This window comes from Streptococcus mitis subsp. hohhotensis (assembly GCF_000722775.1).
Classification (GTDB): Bacteria; Bacillota; Bacilli; order Lactobacillales; family Streptococcaceae; genus Streptococcus; species Streptococcus carlssonii.
The window spans coordinates 142,497-157,829 of the sequence record NZ_JPFZ01000006.1; the positions used below are offsets into that span (position 1 = coordinate 142,497).

Sequence of the window (15,333 nt, forward strand, 5' to 3'; positions counted from 1 at the left end):
TCTTTAGAGGGTCAAGACCACTCATTTTCTGCTTTAAATTCATTGTTCATGATGTCATAAATGGCATCTTTAATATTGGTTCCGTGGTAAATAACTTGGTAAATGGCCTGTGTAATGGGCATATAGACTCCAAGTTCTTGCGCTAGTTCATAGGCTGCTCGAGTTGTTGAAATTCCTTCAATTACCATGCCCATATTGGCTTCGATATCAGCTAGGGATTCTCCACGACCAAGGGCATCTCCAGCTCTCCAGTTACGAGAGTGGATGGAAGTTCCCGTTACGATCAAATCTCCCACACCAGATAAGCCACTATAGGTCAATGGACTGGCCCCGAGTGCTACCCCTAAGCGGGTAATTTCTGCCAATCCTCGAGCGATGATGGCTGCCTTAGCGTTGTCACCAAATCCCAGACCATGTAAAGCTCCAGCACCGACAGCGATAATGTTTTTAAGAGCACCGGCAGTTTCGACTCCAATAACATCCGTATTGGTATAAAGTCGGAAATAGTGATTACTAAAGAGCTCCTGAACGTATTGAGCTGTTTGTAAATCTTTAGAAGCAGCAGTGATTAAAGTCAGGTCACGCACAATAGTCTCTTCTGCATGACTAGGCCCTGATACAACGACGATATCACTACGGAGATGCTCAGGAATTTCTTCTTCAAGGATGGTTGATAATCGTTTATGGCTATCAGGTTCTAATCCCTTTGATGCGTGCATGATGATAGCCTTATGATCCAAGGTTTGTGCAACTTGTTGGGCAACAAGTCGTGTCACTTTTGTTGGGACAACAAACAAAATCGCATCTACATCTTTTAATGCCTCTGCTAAGTCGGTGTAGGCGATAATATTTTCATCTAGAACGACATCTTTAAAGTAGTGTTTATTAGTATGATAGGTATTAATTTCATTGATTTGCTCGGGAAGATTTCCCCAAATACGTACCTCGTGTCCATTGTCATTTAAGACTTGTGAAAGGGCAGTTCCCCAAGAACCAGGCCCCAAGACGGCGATGGTTTGTTTTTTCATGCTTTCCTCCTTGATAGAGTCCTTTCCATTATTCTATCATATTCTAGAGGATTTTGCACTTGCATTGCTGGGGAGTAGTGGCTTTGTTACTTGAAAAATACACAAAAACCGAGACTCAGTATTAAACTCTTAGTCTCGGTTTTGATATTCCTTAAAGAATAGCTCGGTTTATTTCAATTGATCTGTAACGTCTTTTGATAGCAACATTCCCAGATGATAAGTTTTATTGATATATGCAATGACATCATTGATATTTTCAGTCGTTTGAATTTTCTCCTTGATGTCAGCCCTAAATGTTTCATCCTTCAAAAGTTGTTCTTGGTAGAGCCTTTGCAGTCTCTCCTTCTCGTACTTATTGAGCAGAAAAAGGAAAACCAAGCTAATCACAACGAGGATATAAGCATATTGGCTCATAGGAAATCTCCCTGTATGATAAAGAAGTAGTAGTGAGTAAATCGATTTAGAGAACCCAAAATAGCAGAACAAGCCAGCAAAACTTGATAAGATTTTTGATAGACCTCTAAACCTAATTACGTATAGGATTTGGTCTTAGTTACTTAGACTGCTTTACAATCAAGTAACTTGAAGATTACGACATGAACCAAACCAAATCGATATTATTGGGTTAGATGAATTAGTGAAGCGTTTAGGTAAGTATCTCTGGTTACGACGTAAAGAAACATAAATCGATAATATTTATGTTTCTTTACTAGTGAAGCGCCTAGCCAAATCTCCGACAGGATTTGGTCTTAATTACTTAGACTGCTTTTTAATCAAGTAACTTGAAGATTACGACATGAACCAAACCAAATCGATATTATTTGGTTTGGTGAATTAGTGAAGCGTTTAGGCAATTCGCCATATAGCGATTGCCGTCAAGAGACTAGGAACTTTAGTTCCAGTCTCTTGTAACGATTTACATCTTCTCTGGCGCTTCTACTCCAAGCAAGCGAAGGGCTTCTTTGAGAACGACTGCGGTTGCGTAGCTAAGGGCTAGACGGCTGTCGCGTTCTGGACTTTCATCCAAGATACGTGTATGTGCATAGTATTTGTTAAAGGCTTGAGCCAGGCTAATTGCAAATTTAGCAATGATAGAAGGTTCAAAGTTATCCGCTGCACGGTTGATAATACGTGGGAAGTCTTGGATGAGCTTGATGATTTCCCAGCTTTCAGTATCATTCAAGCTATAGTTACCAGCTGTTTCTGGTTTGAAATCGGCTTTGCGTAAGATAGATTGGATACGAGCGTAGGCATATTGAACGTAAGGTCCAGTTTCACCCTCGAAGGATACCATGGTCTCTAGGTCGAAGTCATATCCATTTGTACGGTCGGTTTTGAGGTCATAGAATTTAATGGCTCCAACCCCAACAGCATGGGCTACCTGATCTTTATTTTCAAGTTCAGGATTTTTAGCTTCGATTTGGGCCTTGGCACGGCTAACTGCCTCTGCAACAGTAGGCTCTAGCAAGATGACATTCCCTTTACGAGTAGAGAGTTTCTTCCCTTCTTTTGTAACCAGACCAAAAGGAACGTGGGTAATGTCGTCACTCCAGTCGTAACCCATCTCTTGCAAGACAGCTTTGAGTTGTTTAAAGTGGGCAGATTGCTCTTGACCAACGACGTAGATAGATTTAGCAAATTGGTATTCATTTTTACGGTAGAGGGCTGCAGCTAGATCACGTGTGATATAGAGAGTTGCTCCATCAGATTTCTTGATAAGGGCTGGATGTTCGATTCCATATTTTTCAAGATTCACAACTTGGGCACCTTCTGATTCAACAAGAAGCCCTTTTTCAGAAAGAATGTCTACAACTGCATCCATCTTATCGTTGTAGAAGGCTTCTCCATTGTAGCTGTCAAATTCGACTTGCAATTCATTGTAAAGGCGGTTAAATTCCACCAAACTTTCATCACGGAACCATTGCCAAAGTGCGAGAGCTTCCTCGTCTCCATTTTCAAGTTTACGGAACCATTCGCGTGCTTCTTCATCCAAGCTAGGGTCATTTTCAGCTTCAGCGTTGATGCGGACATAGAGTTTAAGAAGTTCATCGATTGGATGAGCTTTTACAGCTTCTTCGTCGCCCCATTTTTTGTAGGCAACAATCAACATCCCAAACTGTTTACCCCAGTCTCCCAAATGGTTGACCTTGACTGTTTGATAACCGATTTTTTGGAAAATATGTGACAAGCTATCTCCGATAACAGTCGAGCGCAGGTGACCGATAGAAAATGGTTTAGCGATATTTGGGCTAGACATGTCGATAACAACATTTTCTTGTTTGCCAATAGTTTGGTCAGCATAGTGTTCTTTTTCAGTGATAACAGCTTGCAATACTTGAGCAGAAATGGCAGATTTATCAAGGAAAAAGTTAACGTAAGGTCCTGTTGCGACAACCTTTTCAAAGGCTTGGCTGTTAATTTTTTCAGCCAGTTCAGCAGCAATCATTTGAGGTGACTTACGTTCGACTTTTGCAAGTGAAAAAGCAGGGAAAGCAATGTCTCCCATTTCTGAGTTTTTAGGGGTTTCCAGTAAATTTAAAATAGCCTCTTGGTCTAGGCTATCAATGATGCTAGCCAATTCGCTAGCAATCAATTCTTTTGTATTCATTAAGAGCTCCTTTTTGGACTTTTCTACTATTTTATCACAATTTTAAAGAAAGAAGAAAAAATTTTTGAAATCTCCTATTTTTTTGGTATAATATAGTTATAAAAATAGTTATAAATATTCACATAAGAGGATTTTATGAGAAAAAGAGATCGTCATCAGTTAATAAAAAAAATGATTACTGAGGAGAAATTAAGTACACAAAAAGAAATTCAAGATCGGTTGGAGGCGCACAATGTTTTTGTGACGCAAACAACCTTGTCTCGTGATTTGCGCGAAATTGGCTTGACCAAGGTCAAGAAAAATGATATGGTGTATTATGTACTAGCAAATGAGACAGAAAAGATTGATTTGGTGGAATTTTTGTCTCATCATTTAGAAGGTGTTGCGAGAGCAGAGTTTACCTTGGTGCTTCATACCAAACTGGGAGAAGCCTCTGTTTTGGCAAATATTGTAGATGCAAACAAGGATGAATGGATTTTAGGAACAGTTGCTGGTGCCAATACCTTATTGGTCATTTGTCGAGACCAGCACGTTGCCAAACTCATGGAAGATCGTTTGCTAGATTTGATGAAAGATAAGTAAGGTCTTGGGAGTTGCTCTCAAGACTTATTTTTGACAAGGAGAGACGGAAAATGGCGACAGAAAAGCTATCACCCGGCATGCAACAGTATGTGGATATAAAAAAGCAATATCCAGATGCTTTTTTGCTCTTTCGGATGGGTGATTTTTATGAATTATTTTATGAGGATGCGGTCAATGCTGCGCAGATTCTGGAAATTTCCTTAACGAGTCGCAACAAGAATGCCGATAATCCGATCCCTATGGCGGGTGTTCCCTATCATTCTGCCCAACAGTACATTGATGTCTTGATTGAGCAGGGTTATAAGGTGGCTATCGCAGAGCAGATGGAAGATCCTAAGCAAGCAGTTGGGGTTGTGAAACGAGAGGTTGTTCAGGTTATTACGCCAGGGACAGTGGTCGATAGTAGTAAGCCGGATAGTCAGAACAATTTCTTGGTTGCTATAGACCGTGATGGCAGTCAATTTGGCTTAGCTTATATGGACCTAGTGACGGGTGACTTTTATGTGACAGGTCTTTTGGATTTCACGCTGGTTTGTGGGGAAATCCGTAACCTCAAGGCGCGCGAAGTGGTGTTGGGTTATGACTTGTCTGAGGAAGAAGAACAAATCCTTAGTCGTCAGATGAATCTAGTGCTTTCCTATGAAAAAGAAGGCTTTGAAGACCTTCATTTACTGGATTCACGATTGGCACCTGTGGAGCAAGCGGCATCTAGTAAGCTACTCCAGTATGTTCATCGGACTCAGATGAGGGAATTGAACCACCTCAAGCCTGTTATCCGCTATGAAATCAAAGATTACTTGCAGATGGATTATGCGACCAAGGCTAGTCTGGATTTGGTTGAAAATGCCCGTTCAGGCAAGAAGCAAGGCAGTCTTTTTTGGCTTTTGGATGAAACCAAGACGGCTATGGGCATGCGTCTCTTGCGTTCTTGGATTCATCGCCCCTTGATTGATAAGGAACGAATCATCCAACGTCAAGAAGTGGTGCAGGTCTTTCTCGACCATTTCTTTGAGCGTAGTGATTTGACAGACAGTCTCAAGGGAGTTTATGATATCGAACGATTGGCTAGTCGGGTTTCTTTTGGCAAAACCAATCCCAAGGATCTCTTGCAGCTGGCGACCACCTTATCTAGTGTGCCACGAATTCGTGCGATTTTAGAAGGTATGGAGCAACCTGCTCTAGCCTATCTCATCACACAACTAGATGCTATTCCAGAGTTGGAGAGTTTGATTAGCGCAGCGATTGCTCCTGAAGCCCCTCATGTGATTACAGATGGGGGCATTATCCGTACGGGATTTGACGATACCTTAGACAAGTACCGTCGTGTGCTCAGAGAAGGGACTAGCTGGATTGCTGAGATTGAAGCAAAGGAGCGAGAAAACTCTGGTATCAGTACGCTCAAGATTGACTACAATAAAAAGGATGGCTACTATTTTCATGTGACCAATTCACAACTGGGAAATGTTCCAGCTCACTTTTTCCGCAAGGCGACGCTGAAAAACTCGGAACGCTTTGGAACTGAAGAATTAGCCCGTATCGAGGGCGATATGCTGGAGGCGCGTGAGAAGTCAGCCAACCTAGAGTACGAAATTTTTATGCGTATTCGTGAAGAGGTCAGCAAGTACATCCAACGTTTACAAGCTCTAGCCCAAGGAATTGCGACAGTTGATGTCCTGCAAAGTCTCGCAGTTGTTGCTGAAACCCAGCATTTGATTCGACCTGAATTCGGAGATGATTCGCGAATTGATATCCAGAAAGGGCGCCATGCTGTTGTTGAAAAGGTCATGGGGGCTCAGACCTATATTCCCAATACGATTCAGATGGCAAAAGATACCAGTATTCAACTGATTACAGGACCAAACATGAGTGGGAAGTCAACCTACATGCGTCAGTTAGCCATGACGGCGATAATGGCCCAGATGGGTTCCTATGTACCGGCAGAAAGCGCCCGTTTACCGATTTTTGATGCGATTTTTACCCGTATCGGAGCAGCAGATGACTTGGTTTCAGGCCAGTCAACCTTTATGGTGGAGATGATGGAGGCCAACAATGCCATTTCGCATGCGACCAAGAATTCTCTCATTCTCTTTGATGAGTTAGGTCGTGGAACTGCAACTTATGACGGGATGGCTCTTGCTCAGTCCATCATTGAATACATCCATGAACATATCGGAGCCAAGACCCTCTTTGCGACCCACTACCATGAGTTGACTAGTCTGGAGTCTAGTTTACAACACTTGGTTAATGTCCACGTGGCAACCTTGGAGCAGGATGGACAGGTCACTTTCCTTCACAAGATTGAACCAGGCCCAGCTGACAAATCCTACGGTATCCATGTTGCCAAGATTGCTGGTTTGCCAGCAGACCTTTTAGCAAGGGCGGATAAGATTTTGACTCAGTTAGAGAGTCAGGGTACAGAAAGTCCTGCTCCCATGAGGCAAACAAGTGATGTCACTGAACAGATTTCACTCTTTGATACGGCAGAAGAGCATCCTATCCTAGCAGAATTGTCTAAACTGGATGTTTACAATATGACACCTATGCAGGCTATGAATGTCTTGGTCGAGTTAAAACAAAAATTATAAAGAATGAATGACTTGTCATTCTAGCTGTATCAAGAAGACTTCTTTGACAAGTTCCCACTTTTTTGCTAGAATAACATCACACAAACAGAATGAAAAGGAGCTGACGCATTGTCGCTCCCTTTTGTCTATTTTTTAAGGAGAAAGTATGCTGATTCAGAAAATAAAAACCTACAAGTGGCAGGCCTTGGCTTCGCTTCTGATGACAGGCTTGATGGTTGCTAGTTCACTTTTGCAACCGCGTTATCTGCAGGAAGTCTTAGACGCCCTCCTTGCTGGAAAATATGAAGCTATTTATAGTATCGGGGCTTGGTTGATTGGTGTGGCCTTGGTCGGTCTGGTTGCTGGTGGGCTCAATGTTGTCCTCGCAGCCTATATTGCCCAAGGAGTTTCATCTGACCTTCGGGAGGACGCCTTCCGTAAAATCCAAACCTTTTCTTATGCCAATATTGAACAATTTAATGCGGGAAATCTAGTCGTTCGAATGACAAATGATATCAACCAGATTCAGAACGTGGTCATGATGACCTTCCAAATTCTTTTCAGACTTCCCCTCTTGTTCATCGGTTCCTTTATCCTGGCGGTTCAAACCCTGCCTTCTCTGTGGTGGGTAATTGTTCTCATGGTAGTCTTGATTTTTGGTTTGACTGCTGTCATGATGGGGATGATGGGTCCTCGTTTTGCCAAGTTTCAAACCCTTCTTGAACGCATCAATGCTATTGCTAAAGAAAATCTGCGCGGTGTTCGTGTGGTCAAGTCCTTTGTCCAAGAAAAAGAGCAGTTTGCAAAGTTTACGGAAGTCTCAGACGAGCTTCTTGGTCAAAACCTTTACATTGGGTATGCCTTTTCAGTAGTGGAACCCTTTATGATGTTGGTTGGTTACGGGGCGGTCTTCCTTTCTATTTGGCTAGTTGCTGGGATGGTTCAGTCGGATCCGTCAGTTGTTGGCTCCATTGCTTCCTTTGTCAATTACCTAAGCCAGATTATTTTTACCATTGTTATGGTTGGATTTTTGGGAAATTCTGTCAGTCGTGCTATGATTTCCATGCGTCGTATTCGAGAAATTCTGGACGCAGAGCCAGCCATGACCTTCAAGGATGTCCCAGATGAAGAGTTGGTCGGAAGTCTTAGCTTTGAAAATGTGACCTTTACCTATCCAATGGACAAGGAACCGATGCTGAAAGATGTGAGCTTTACTATTGAACCTGGTCAGATGGTTGGTGTCGTTGGAGCGACTGGTGCAGGAAAATCAACCTTGGCTCAATTGATTCCACGTCTCTTTGATCCACAGGAAGGGGCTATCAAAATCGGAGGGAAGGATATTCGAGAAGTGAGTGAAGGAACCTTGCGTAAAACTGTTTCTATCGTTCTTCAACGTGCCATTCTCTTTAGTGGAACGATTGCAGATAACTTGAGACAGGGTAAGGGAGATGCTACTCTATTTGAAATGGAACGCGCAGCTAATATTGCCCAAGCCAGTGAATTCATTCATCGTATGGAGAAAACCTTTGAAAGTCCAGTTGAGGAACGGGGAACCAATTTCTCAGGTGGGCAAAAACAAAGGATGTCGATTGCGCGTGGGATTGTCAGCAATCCACGTATTCTGATTTTTGACGATTCGACCTCGGCCTTGGATGCCAAGTCAGAGCGCCTAGTGCAAGAAGCCTTGAATAAGGACTTGAAGGGAACAACAACCATTATCATCGCGCAAAAGATTAGCTCGGTTGTTCATGCAGATAAAATCTTGGTTCTAGACCAAGGACGATTGATTGGTCAAGGTACGCATGCAGACTTGGTTGCCAACAATGCCGTTTACCGTGAAATCTATGAAACACAGAAAGGAAAGGAGGAGTAAAATGAAGACAGTTCAATTTTTTTGGAATTATTTTAAAGTCTATAAGCTATCATTTGTAGTTGTTATCCTGATGATTGTTCTGGCAACTCTTGCCCAAGCCCTCTTTCCGGTCTTTTCTGGACAAGCAGTGACGCAGTTAGCTAATTTAGTTCAAGCTTATCAAGATGGCAATCCAGAACTTGTTTGGCAAAGTCTATCAGGAATCATGGTCAATCTTGGACTGCTGGTTTTGGTTCTATTTATCTCTAGTGTCATATACATGTGTCTTATGACGCGCGTGATTGCAGAATCGACCAACGAGATGCGCAAAGGCCTATTTGGGAAGCTTGCGCGATTGACGGTTTCATTCTTTGACCGCCGACAAGATGGCGATATCCTGTCTCGTTTTACCAGTGATTTGGATAATATCCTCCAAGCCTTTAACGAGAGCTTGATTCAGGTCATGAGCAATATTGTTTTATATATCGGTCTGATTCTTGTCATGTTTTCGAGAAATGTGACGCTGGCCCTCATCACCATTGCCAGCACACCAGTGGCCTTCCTTATGCTGATTTTTATTGTAAAAATGGCCCGCAAATACACCAACATCCAGCAAAAAGAGGTAGGGAAGCTCAACGCCTATATGGACGAGAGTATTTCAGGCCAAAAAGCTGTCATTGTGCAAGGAATTCAAGAGGATATGATGGCAGGATTTCTTGAGCAAAATGAGCGCGTGCGCAAGGCGACCTTTAAAGGAAGAATGTTCTCAGGAATTCTTTTCCCTGTCATGAATGGCATGAGTCTGGTTAATACAGCCATCGTCATCTTTGCTGGTTCAGCTGTACTTTTGAATGATAAGACTATTGAAACAAGTACCGCCCTAGGTTTGATTGTTATGTTTGCCCAATTTTCACAGCAGTACTACCAGCCTATTATCCAAGTTGCGGCAAGTTGGGGAAGCCTTCAGCTAGCCTTTACAGGTGCTGAACGGATTCAGGAAATGTTTGACGCAGAGGAAGAAATCCGACCTGAAAAGGCTCCAATCTTCACTAAGTTGCAAGAAGGTGTTGAAATCAGTCATATTGATTTTTCATACTTACCTGATAAACCTATTTTGAAAGATGTCAGCATTTCTGCCCCTAAAGGTCAGATGACAGCAGTTGTTGGTCCGACTGGGTCAGGGAAAACGACTATTATGAACCTCATCAATCGCTTTTATGATGTTGATGCTGGTGGTATTTATTTTGACGGCAAAGACATCCGTGACTATGATTTAGATAGCCTCAGAAGCAAGGTGGGGATTGTCTTGCAAGATTCGGTCTTGTTTAGTGGAACGATTCGAGACAATATCCGTTTCGGTGTGCCAGATGCTAGTCAAGAAATGGTTGAGGTAGCAGCCAAGGCAACCCACATTCACGACTATATCGAAAGCTTACCTGATAAATACGATACTCTTATAGATGATGATCAGAGCATCTTCTCAACAGGACAGAAACAATTGATTTCTATCGCTCGAACCCTGATGACAGATCCAGAAGTTCTTATTCTAGATGAAGCCACTTCAAACGTAGATACGGTGACAGAAAGCAAGATTCAGCATGCCATGGAGGCAGTTGTAGCAGGCAGAACCAGTTTTGTTATTGCCCATCGTTTGAAGACCATCCTTAATGCAGACCAGATTATTGTCCTTAAAGATGGAGAGGTCATTGAACGTGGTAACCACCATGAACTCTTGAAGCTAGGTGGATTCTATTCAGAACTCTATCACAATCAATTTGTTTTCGAATAAGAAAGAAGTTGTCCTATGTGGGCAGCTTTTTCTTGTCCATAAAAAATTTTTATCACAGCCTTAAAAAAACATATTAGACGAAAGTCATTTTGAGTGCTATGATAGGACTATCGTTAATATTCGAAAGGAGAGACATCATGGCTAGAACGGTTGTAGGAGTTGCTGCAAATCTATGTCCCGTAGACGCAGAAGGCAAAAACATTCATTCATCTGTATCTTGTAGATTCGCAGAGAGCATTCGTCAAGTCGGTGGTCTCCCTTTAGTCATTCCTGTTGGTGATGAGTCAGTTGTACGCGATTATGTGGAAATGATTGACAAACTCATTTTGACAGGCGGTCAAAATGTCCACCCTCAGTTTTATGGAGAGAAAAAGACCATCGAGAGCGATGATTACAATCTAGTACGTGATGAGTTTGAATTGGCCCTCTTGAAAGAAGCGCTTCGTCAGAATAAACCAATTATGGCAATCTGTCGCGGTGTTCAACTTGTCAATGTTGCCTTTGGTGGAACCCTCAATCAAGGAATCGAAGGTCACTGGCAAGGGCTACCTTTCGGAACATCTCACTCTATTGAGACAGTAGAAGGAAGCGTGGTGGCTAAGCTATTTGGGAAAGAAAGTCAGGTCAACTCCGTCCATCGTCAAAGCATTAAAGATTTGGCACCTAATTTCCGTGTAACTGCTATTGATCCAAGAGACCAAACTATTGAAGCGATTGAGTCTATCGACGAGCACCGCATTATCGGTTTACAGTGGCATCCAGAGTTTCTGGTTAATGAAGAAGATGGCAATTTAGAATTATTTGAGTATTTATTGAATGAACTGTAACGACTGGGACATCTGGTCGTTCTTTATTTTATTTTTTCAAAATTTTTGGAATGTGGGATTTTTACGCAAACGTTTGAATTCTGATAAAAATTGGAGAAATTCGACAAAAAAACTTGAAAAAAACGAAGGTAAGCGTTATGATAGAAAAGAAGAAATATTGGAGGAATAACATGTCACATATTAAATTTGATTATTCAAAAGTTTTAGACAAATTTGTTGCACCACATGAAGTGGAATACATGCAATCACAAGTAACAGCAGCAGATGAATTGATCCGTAAAGGAACTGGTGCTGGTAGCGACTTCTTAGGATGGTTGGACCTTCCTGAAAACTACGACCGCGAAGAATTTGACCGCATCTTGAAAGCTGCTGAGCAAATCAAATCAGACAGCGATGTCTTGGTTGTAATCGGTATCGGTGGATCTTACCTTGGTGCCAAAGCAGCAATCGACTTCTTGAACCACCACTTTGCTAACTTGCAAACAAAAGAAGAACGCAAGGCTCCACAAATCCTTTACGCAGGAAACTCAATCTCATCTACTTACCTTGCTGACTTGGTAGAGTATGTTGCAGACAAAGACTTCTCAGTAAACGTGATTTCTAAATCAGGTACAACAACTGAACCAGCTATCGCTTTCCGTGTCTTCAAAGAACTCTTGGTTAAGAAATACGGACAAGAAGAAGCAAACAAACGTATCTACGCAACAACTGACCGCCAAAAAGGTGCTGTTAAGGTTGAAGCAGACGCTAACGGTTGGGAAACCTTTGTGGTTCCAGATGACATCGGTGGACGCTTCTCAGTATTGACAGCAGTTGGTTTGCTTCCAATTGCAGCATCAGGAGCTGACATTAAAGCCCTTATGGAAGGTGCGAATGCAGCTCGCAAAGACTACACTTCAGATAAAATCTCTGAAAACGAAGCTTATCAATACGCAGCAGTTCGTAATATCCTTTACCGTAAAGGATATGCAACTGAAATCTTGGTAAACTACGAGCCATCACTTCAATACTTCTCAGAATGGTGGAAACAATTGGCTGGTGAATCAGAAGGAAAAGACCAAAAAGGTATCTACCCAACTTCAGCCAACTTCTCAACTGACTTGCACTCACTTGGTCAATTTATCCAAGAAGGAACTCGTATCATGTTTGAAACAGTTGTTCGTGTTGACAAACCTCGTAAAAACGTGATTATCCCTAGCTTGGAAGAAGACCTTGACGGACTTGGTTACCTTCAAGGAAAAGACGTTGACTTTGTAAACAAAAAAGCAACTGACGGTGTTCTTCTTGCCCACACAGATGGTGATGTACCAAACATGTACGTGACTCTTCCAGAGCAAGACGCTTTCACTCTTGGTTACACTATCTACTTCTTCGAACTGGCAATTGCCCTTTCAGGTTACTTGAATGCTATCAACCCATTTGACCAACCAGGTGTTGAAGCTTACAAACGTAACATGTTTGCCCTTCTTGGAAAACCAGGATTTGAAGAATTGAGCAAAGAACTTAACGCACGTCTATAATAGAAGAAAAGAGTGGTTTGTCCACTCTTTTTACTCTCTTTATCCATAGAAATTGGACTCAGCCAAGACTTGTGATATAATATAGAGAGCAAAAAGGCAGACGCCTAGAGACTTTATAGGAGAAACTATGTCAAAAGATATCCGCGTACGTTACGCACCAAGTCCAACAGGACTACTACACATCGGAAATGCCCGTACAGCATTGTTCAACTACCTTTACGCACGTCATCATGGTGGAACTTTTATTATCCGTATCGAAGATACTGACCGTAAACGCCATGTCGAGGATGGTGAACGTTCACAGCTTGAAAACCTTCGTTGGTTAGGTATGGACTGGGATGAAAGTCCAGAAACACATGAAAATTACCGCCAGTCTGAGCGTTTGGACTTGTATCAAAAATACATTGACCAACTATTAGCTGAAGGAAAAGCCTACAAATCTTACGTTACAGAAGAAGAGTTAGCAGCTGAACGTGAACGCCAAGAAGCAGCTGGCGAAACACCACGCTACATCAACGAATACCTTGGTATGAGTGAAGAAGAAAAAGCAGCTTACATCGCAGAACGTGAAGCAGCAGGGATCATTCCAACTGTTCGCTTGTCGGTCAATGAGTCAGGTATCTACAAGTGGCATGATATGGTCAAAGGTGATATCGAATTTGAAGGTGGTAATATCGGTGGTGACTGGGTTATCCAAAAGAAAGACGGTTACCCAACTTACAACTTTGCTGTTGTCGTCGATGACCATGATATGCAAATCTCTCACGTAATTCGTGGAGACGACCACATTGCTAATACACCGAAACAGCTTATGGTCTATGAAGCACTTGGTTGGGAAACTCCAGAGTTTGGTCACATGACTTTGATTATCAACTCTGAAACTGGGAAAAAATTGTCTAAACGTGACACCAACACCCTTCAGTTTATCGAAGACTACCGTAAAAAAGGCTATTTACCAGAAGCAGTCTTTAACTTTATTGCTCTTCTTGGTTGGAACCCAGGTGGCGAAGATGAGATTTTCTCTCGTGAAGAACTCATTAAACTTTTCGATGAAAACCGCCTCAGCAAGTCTCCGGCAGCCTTTGACCAGAAAAAACTCGACTGGATGAGCAATGATTATATCAAGAATGCAGACCTAGAAACTATCTTTGAAATGGCAAAACCATTCCTAGAAGAAGCAGGTCGATTGACTGACAAGGCTGAAAAATTAGTTGAACTCTATAAACCACAAATGAAATCAGTCGATGAAATTATCCCATTGACAGATCTCTTCTTCTCAGATTTCCCAGAATTGACCGAAGCAGAGCGCGAAGTCATGGCAGGTGAAACAGTCCCAACAGTTCTTGAAGCCTTCAAAGCAAAACTTGAAGCGATGACAGATGATGAATTTGTAACAGAGAATATCTTCCCACAAATTAAAGCAGTCCAAAAAGAAACAGGTATTAAAGGGAAAAATCTTTTCATGCCTATTCGTATCGCTGTTTCAGGTGAAATGCATGGACCAGAATTACCAGATACAATTTTCTTGCTTGGACGTGAAAAATCAATTCAGCATATCGAAAATATGTTAAAGGAAATCTCTAAGTAAGAAGGATGCAACAATGGACATCTGGGAAAAGATGTACGAAGAAGCACAGAAGCTATACGATCCACATGAAGTATCAGACTTTGTTTATGCCAATCATGTTGTAGCTGCAGTAGAAGCAGAAGATGGACAAATATTTACAGGATTCTGTATGGAGGGAACTTGTGGTGTTTTCCATCTCTGCGCAGAGCGGGCAGCACTCTTCAATATGTACCAATTTTCGGGACGAACTAAGGTTAAAAAAGTCTTAGCCTTTCGAGATAAACCACCTTATGGTGGAAGTTCAGCCATGCCTTGCGGTGCCTGTAGAGAATTCCTTTTAGAGCTTAATGCTGAAAATAAAGATGCAGAATTCATGATGGACTACGATACAAGAAAGACGGTGAAAGTCGCAGAACTAATCCCCTATTGGTGGGGAGAAGAACGTGCTTCTAAGTTTAATGAACAATAGAAGAGTCAGTACAATTCTGGCTCTTTTTACTATAATTTGAAAAACTGTACTTGAAAAGAATTGAAAGATTTGTAAAAAAGTTTAAAAAAGTAGTTGACAAAAAATAAAAAGTCGGTATAATAGTAAGAGTTGAAAATAACAACTCTGGTCCGTTGGTCAAGGGGTTAAGACACCGCCTTTTCACGGCGGTAACACGGGTTCGAATCCCGTACGGACTATGGTATGTTGCAGTTGAAACACTTGATGAAAAAAGTTTTAAAAAAGTTTCAAAAAAGTGTTGACAAGCAAAAGCGACTGTGATATACTAATATAGTTGTCGCTTGAGAGAAGTGAGTGACAAAGACCTTTGAAAACTGAACAAGACGAACCAATGTGCAGGGCACTACAACTAAGGTTGTAGTACTGAACAATGAAAAAAACAATAAATCTGTCAGTGACAGAAATGAGTGAGAACTCAAACTTTTAATGAGAGTTTGATCCTGGCTCAGGACGAACGCTGGCGGCGTGCCTAATACATGCAAGTAGAA

Annotated in this window: 11 protein-coding genes, 1 tRNA gene and 1 rRNA gene; 10 read left to right on the forward strand and 3 right to left on the reverse strand. The window is 41.9% G+C overall.

Annotated features, from left to right (window positions below; all coding sequences use genetic code 11):
* Positions 1–11: 11 nt before the first annotated feature.
* The 3 genes from SK608_RS00810 to argS all read right to left on the reverse strand — a co-directional run bounded on the left by SK608_RS00810 (position 12) and on the right by argS (position 3,636).
* Positions 12–1,028 (reverse strand): NAD(P)H-dependent glycerol-3-phosphate dehydrogenase, encoded by a 1,017-nt coding sequence (locus SK608_RS00810; protein WP_033675805.1) that lies wholly within the window; start codon positions 1,026–1,028, stop codon positions 12–14.
* A gap of 168 nt (positions 1,029–1,196) precedes the next feature.
* Complete coding sequence (locus SK608_RS00815; protein ID WP_033675807.1) at positions 1,197–1,442, reverse strand: hypothetical protein; 246 nt, start codon at positions 1,440–1,442, stop codon at positions 1,197–1,199.
* Positions 1,443–1,944: 502 nt separating this feature from the next.
* Positions 1,945–3,636 carry an arginine--tRNA ligase gene (gene argS / locus SK608_RS00820; protein ID WP_033675809.1) on the reverse strand — a complete coding sequence of 564 codons (1,692 nt, stop codon included), beginning with the start codon at positions 3,634–3,636 and terminating at the stop codon, positions 1,945–1,947.
* Between the two features lie 135 nt (positions 3,637–3,771).
* On the opposite strand from argS, the gene argR reads away from it, so the two are divergent.
* From argR to SK608_RS00875, 10 genes are all read left to right on the forward strand, one after another.
* A complete protein-coding gene (gene argR, locus SK608_RS00825) occupies positions 3,772–4,218 on the forward strand; it encodes an arginine repressor (protein ID WP_001231476.1) in 447 nt (148 codons plus the stop codon).
* A gap of 50 nt (positions 4,219–4,268) precedes the next feature.
* Positions 4,269–6,803 (forward strand): DNA mismatch repair protein MutS, encoded by a 2,535-nt coding sequence (gene mutS, locus SK608_RS00830; RefSeq protein ID WP_033675811.1) that lies wholly within the window; start codon positions 4,269–4,271, stop codon positions 6,801–6,803.
* Positions 6,804–6,948: 145 nt separating this feature from the next.
* Positions 6,949–8,655 (forward strand): multidrug efflux ABC transporter subunit PatA, encoded by a 1,707-nt coding sequence (gene patA / locus SK608_RS00835; protein WP_033675813.1) that lies wholly within the window; start codon positions 6,949–6,951, stop codon positions 8,653–8,655.
* A gap of 1 nt (position 8,656) precedes the next feature.
* Positions 8,657–10,423: a multidrug efflux ABC transporter subunit PatB gene (gene patB, locus SK608_RS00840; RefSeq protein ID WP_033675815.1), complete on the forward strand. Its 1,767-nt coding sequence runs from the start codon at positions 8,657–8,659 to the stop codon at positions 10,421–10,423.
* A 137-nt stretch (positions 10,424–10,560) separates the two neighbouring features.
* Complete coding sequence (locus SK608_RS00845) at positions 10,561–11,250, forward strand: gamma-glutamyl-gamma-aminobutyrate hydrolase family protein (protein WP_033675817.1); 690 nt, start codon at positions 10,561–10,563, stop codon at positions 11,248–11,250.
* 170 nt (positions 11,251–11,420) lie between these two features.
* Positions 11,421–12,770 (forward strand): glucose-6-phosphate isomerase, encoded by a 1,350-nt coding sequence (locus tag SK608_RS00855; protein ID WP_000018268.1) that lies wholly within the window; start codon positions 11,421–11,423, stop codon positions 12,768–12,770.
* 127 nt (positions 12,771–12,897) lie between these two features.
* On the forward strand, positions 12,898–14,358 hold the full coding sequence (gltX, locus tag SK608_RS00860; RefSeq protein ID WP_033675819.1) for a glutamate--tRNA ligase: 1,461 nt from the start codon (positions 12,898–12,900) through the stop codon (positions 14,356–14,358).
* Between the two features lie 13 nt (positions 14,359–14,371).
* A complete protein-coding gene (locus SK608_RS00865; RefSeq protein ID WP_033675821.1) occupies positions 14,372–14,806 on the forward strand; it encodes a cytidine deaminase family protein in 435 nt (144 codons plus the stop codon).
* Between the two features lie 146 nt (positions 14,807–14,952).
* Positions 14,953–15,024 (forward strand) — tRNA-Glu (locus SK608_RS00870).
* Between the two features lie 243 nt (positions 15,025–15,267).
* A 16S ribosomal RNA gene (locus SK608_RS00875) occupies positions 15,268–15,333 on the forward strand; the annotation flags it as partial.

Coding starts and splice junctions, on each gene's coding strand:
- SK608_RS00810 (WP_033675805.1), bottom strand. CDS start 1,028: ATGAAAAAACAAACCATCGCCGTCTTGGGGCCTGGTTCTTGGGGAACT.
- SK608_RS00815 (WP_033675807.1), bottom strand. CDS start 1,442: ATGAGCCAATATGCTTATATCCTCGTTGTGATTAGCTTGGTTTTCCTT.
- argS (WP_033675809.1), bottom strand. CDS start 3,636: ATGAATACAAAAGAATTGATTGCTAGCGAATTGGCTAGCATCATTGAT.
- argR (WP_001231476.1), top strand. CDS start 3,772: ATGAGAAAAAGAGATCGTCATCAGTTAATAAAAAAAATGATTACTGAG.
- mutS (WP_033675811.1), top strand. CDS start 4,269: ATGGCGACAGAAAAGCTATCACCCGGCATGCAACAGTATGTGGATATA.
- patA (WP_033675813.1), top strand. CDS start 6,949: ATGCTGATTCAGAAAATAAAAACCTACAAGTGGCAGGCCTTGGCTTCG.
- patB (WP_033675815.1), top strand. CDS start 8,657: ATGAAGACAGTTCAATTTTTTTGGAATTATTTTAAAGTCTATAAGCTA.
- SK608_RS00845 (WP_033675817.1), top strand. CDS start 10,561: ATGGCTAGAACGGTTGTAGGAGTTGCTGCAAATCTATGTCCCGTAGAC.
- SK608_RS00855 (WP_000018268.1), top strand. CDS start 11,421: ATGTCACATATTAAATTTGATTATTCAAAAGTTTTAGACAAATTTGTT.
- gltX (WP_033675819.1), top strand. CDS start 12,898: ATGTCAAAAGATATCCGCGTACGTTACGCACCAAGTCCAACAGGACTA.
- SK608_RS00865 (WP_033675821.1), top strand. CDS start 14,372: ATGGACATCTGGGAAAAGATGTACGAAGAAGCACAGAAGCTATACGAT.